The sequence below is a fragment of the Streptomyces sp. NPDC059900 genome (genome assembly GCF_050270335.1).
GTDB lineage: Bacteria > Actinomycetota > Actinomycetes > Streptomycetales > Streptomycetaceae > Streptomyces.
Genome location: NZ_JBNNJZ010000699.1, coordinates 1 through 3826 on the forward strand (window position 1 = coordinate 1; position 3826 = coordinate 3826).

Annotated in this window: 4 protein-coding genes; 3 read left to right on the top strand and 1 reads right to left on the bottom strand. The window is 70.8% G+C overall.

What is annotated here, in order from left to right:
- On the bottom strand, positions 1-1482 hold a 1482-nt coding region (locus tag ACQKIP_RS42260), incomplete at its 3' end, for an AAA family ATPase (RefSeq protein WP_427745434.1).
- Between the two features lie 383 nt (positions 1483-1865).
- Here ACQKIP_RS42260 and ACQKIP_RS42265 point away from each other — a divergent pair.
- The 3 genes from ACQKIP_RS42265 (at position 1866) to ACQKIP_RS42275 (ending at position 3699) form a co-directional block, all read left to right on the top strand.
- On the top strand, positions 1866-2732 hold the full coding sequence (locus ACQKIP_RS42265; RefSeq protein ID WP_365862150.1) for an SDR family oxidoreductase: 867 nt from the start codon (positions 1866-1868) through the stop codon (positions 2730-2732).
- Positions 2733-2844: 112 nt separating this feature from the next.
- Positions 2845-3117: a hypothetical protein gene (locus tag ACQKIP_RS42270; protein WP_427745435.1), complete on the top strand. Its 273-nt coding sequence runs from the start codon at positions 2845-2847 to the stop codon at positions 3115-3117.
- 141 nt (positions 3118-3258) lie between these two features.
- The gene (locus ACQKIP_RS42275; RefSeq protein ID WP_365862146.1) at positions 3259-3699 is read left to right on the top strand and encodes a Dabb family protein; all 441 of its coding nucleotides are present in this window, start codon (positions 3259-3261) and stop codon (positions 3697-3699) included.
- Positions 3700-3826: the final 127 nt, after the last annotated feature.

Below are 3826 nucleotides of genomic sequence, written 5' to 3' on the forward strand. Positions count from 1 at the left end.
CCCCACGACCAGGCCCATCTCCAGCGCCGCCACAAAGTACGCGCGTGCGCGGTGCGGATCGCTGCCGGCCAGCCGCCGCGCGGCCCGCAGGATCAGTTCCGGGCCGCGCACGACCCCCTCCGCGCCCCGGGCGAAGGCGATTTGCCCGCGCAGGAGGTCGAGGGCGGCGTGCTGGAGGTCGTCGAGCGACTCGGCGTCGATGCCGGTCAGCAGCTCGCCCGCCGCGTCCGCCCGGCCCGCCGCGAGGGTGGCCCGCGCGGCGGCCAGCGTGCGCTCGCTCTGTCTGCCGGGATCGAGCGAGAGTTCCGCCGCCCGTTCGAGGAATGCGGCGCTGGCCGATACGCCTCCGCGTGCCTGTGCGCGGGACGCCGATGACTCCAGCTCCGCGGCGACCTCTTCGTCCGGGCCGGTGGTGGCCTGCGCGCGGTGCCAGGCCCGCCGGTCCGGGGCGGCAACGGGGTCGGTGGCCTCCGCCAGCGCCCGGTGTGCCGCCCGGCGCTGCTCCGGCTCGGCCGCACGGTAGGCGGCCGAGCGTGCCAGAGGGTGACAGAACCGCGTACGGGTGCCGAACCGCACCAGACCCGACGCCTCGGCGCTGGCACTCGCGGCCGGCACGCCCAGGCCCAGCCGTTGCGCAGCCGGCCACAGCAGGTTCGGGTCGCCGGTCGGGTCGGCGCTCGCGAGGATCAACAACAACGCTGCGTCCAGCGGCAGTTCCGCCATCCTGGCCTCGAAGCTGCGCTCGATCCGGCTCGCGACCGGGGAGGGCGCCAGCGGCGCGAAGCCGCCCGCCTTCGGCAGCTCGATCAGCGCCAACGGGTTGCCGCGTGCCTCGGCGAGCAGACGATCGCGCACCCGCTCGTCGAGCGTCAGGACCTTCTCCTCGGCCAGCAACGCCCGCGCGTGCGCGACGCTCAGGCCACCGACCGTCAGCCCCGGCAGTTCGTCCAGCCCGCCCAGCGTGCCCGCATCGCGTGCCGCGAACACCATCACGATCGGTTCGGCCGCAACGCGCCGTGCCAGGAACGTGAGCGCCTGCGCGGACGCGGCATCCATCCAGTGTGCGTCGTCGACCAGGCACAGCACCGGCCGCTGTGACGCGGCGGTCGCCAGAAGCTGCAGCGTGGCAAGGCCGACGCGGAACGCGTCCGGCGTACCCTCGGACAGCCCGAACGCAACGCGCAGGGAATCGCGGTAGGCGGGCGCGAGCGATTCCAGGTGCGCCAGTACCGGCACGCACAGCTGGTGCAGCGACGCGAAGGGCAGTTCACCCTCGAACTCCGCACCCGAAGCGCGGATCACCTGGAACTCCTTGGGTGCCGCACGCTCGACGTGTTCCAGCAACGCGGTCTTGCCGATGCCGGGTTCGCCCCGCAGGACGAGCACACCGCCTTGGCCCTGCTGTGCGGCGCCGACCAGGTCGAGGAGGCGAGCGATCTCGTCGTGCCGGCCGAGGAGCGGGCGGGCGGACGTCGTGGTCATGATCGAAACCCTAGCGGTGATGTTGTCCAGGCGTCCGCCCGTTCACCGGCAACGACTGCCGACGCGACCTCCGCCGTACGTAGGTGATTCTCACCGACGCGAACGCAGCGCTGTTCACGGGATCGTTCTGGCATGCACCGCACGGAACCGCAACGGACAGCACCCACAGGCCCCTTCACGCGCAGGAAGCCGCCATAAGGCTCCTTCGTAATGGACGAGACGATGAGCGATGCGACCGCCCCCGCGGTATTGCTCGCCCGCCGGCGGCCGCCACGCGGTGTGGCCATGGCCGGTCTGGCCAGCGCCTGAACTCGCGGAGCCCACCGCACCCACCGAACGCGCGGAACCACCCGAGCCACCCAACCCCAGAAAGGCACACCACCATGAACACCCCCACCGTGCTCGTGACCGGCGCGACCGGCACCCTCGGCCGCGACTTGGTCCCCGCTCTGCTGGCCCGAGGCGTCACCGTCCGCGCCATGATCCGCGACTCCGGCCGGCCCGTCCCCGGCGCCGAAAACGTCGTCGCCGACCTCATGAATCCCGCCTCCGTCACCGCCGCGCTGCACGGCGTCGACGCCGCCTTCCTCAACAGCCCCTCGGCCCCGGACGCCGCAGAGCTCCAGATCCGCTTCGCCGACCTTGCCCGCAACACCGGAGTACAACGGCTCGTGCTGCTTTCCCAGTACGCGGCCCGCGCCGACTCACCAGTCCGGTTCCTGCGCTGGCACGCCGAGGTCGAAGCACATGTGGCGGGTCTCGGACTCGACCACACCGTGCTGCGCCCCAACCTCTACCTCCAGGCACTCCTCGGCCTCGCGGGCACCATCGCCCAAGGCTTCCTCTCCGCGCCCATTGGCAACGCCGCTGTGAGCGCCATCGACACCAGGGACATCGCCGACGCTGCCGCAGCCGTACTGACTACCCCCGGACATAACGGCCGCACCTACACGCTGACCGGACCGCGCTCCGTGACCCACCACCAGATCGCCCAGGCGCTGTCCACCGCCACCGGACGCCACATCACCTTCCACGACGCCACTGCCGAGCGGTTCACCGCCGCGCTGACCGGTGTTCTCCCGCCCTGGCAACTCGCCGGCCTCGTCGAGGACTACGCCCACTACCGCAGGGGCGAGGCCGCCGAAGTGCACACCTCCGTCCCCGACCTCACGGGACACCCCGCCCGCGACCTCAAAGACTTCGCCCGCGACCACGCCACGGCCTTCACCCCGGCCGTGCACAAGGCCTGAAGAGAAGCCCCCGAAAAGGAAGACCGATGAGCTACCGCTGCATACGGTTCACCCTCAACCCCGGCATTCCAGAGTGGACGAGGCGGTCGGTCTGGCGTAAATGAGCGAGCACATGCAGGCCATCCCGTCCATCACGTCACGCGTCGTCGGCCCCGACTTGGGCGGAGAGTTCGCGGATGGCGCGGTCACCACGGTCCAGAACATCGAGGCGTACAGGAACCACCCGGCGCACCTGGCCATGGACCGGGCCGGTCTGCCGCTGAACGACAGGTTCGTGTCGTACGACACCACCGCCCGCCAGCACCCACACCGACGCCAGCTCCGGGCGACTGCTGGGCGAATGCGCCCGAGCCGGGTACGCGACGGCCGGTCGCCGCAGAAGTAGGCGAAGTTCACCGACGCGAGCAGCCCCTGCCTGTTCGATTCTCGTGAGGAAACAACGGGCGGGACAGCCACCGGACGGCTGCATGCGGTCCACTCCCGTCCTGGCCCGTGAACCGGCAGCCCTCGGAAAAAGGAGCCACTGATGATCTACCACGGAAACCGCTTCACCCTGCGGAAAGGCGTCTCGGACCAAGACAGGGATGCCGCCCTCGAAAGCCTGCGCCACCAAGGCCGGACCATTCCGGCCGTCCAGTCGTACACCGTCGGCCCGGACTTCGGCGGAGAGTACGAGTACGGGGCCGTCTTCGTGCTGGAGGATCTTGCCGGGTACGAGCAGTACATGAACCACCCGGCACATCTGCACACCGACCGGATCGGACTGCCGCTGGTGGACCTATTCGTATCGTTCGACATCACCGACGACGCGGCCCCGGACGTCGGCGCGAAGATCGCTGACATCCACCGGCGCCGGTACGAAGCCCTGCCTGACATAGCCGCACTGGTTTGCGCTCTCGGCAAGTACACCGGCAGCGCGGCCCCCGGCCCAACCATGCCAGGCGCGGCACCCGGCACCGCCCAGTGACCGCGCCCGGGGGAATGCACCGCCGACTGCCCACGTCCGCGTCGATGTCGCAGCGTCGACCGCTCGACCACCAGAGGCTGGACCAGTAGCCGTCCTGTACGAGCCATGGTGCGCCCCTCCTGCGAGC

Bases quoted from the DNA above. Each gene is read 5' to 3' on its own strand.
- ACQKIP_RS42265 (WP_365862150.1), top strand. From the start codon at position 1,866: ATGAACACCCCCACCGTGCTCGTGACCGGCGCGACCGGCACCCTCGGC.
- ACQKIP_RS42270 (WP_427745435.1), top strand. From the start codon at position 2,845: ATGCAGGCCATCCCGTCCATCACGTCACGCGTCGTCGGCCCCGACTTG.
- ACQKIP_RS42275 (WP_365862146.1), top strand. From the start codon at position 3,259: ATGATCTACCACGGAAACCGCTTCACCCTGCGGAAAGGCGTCTCGGAC.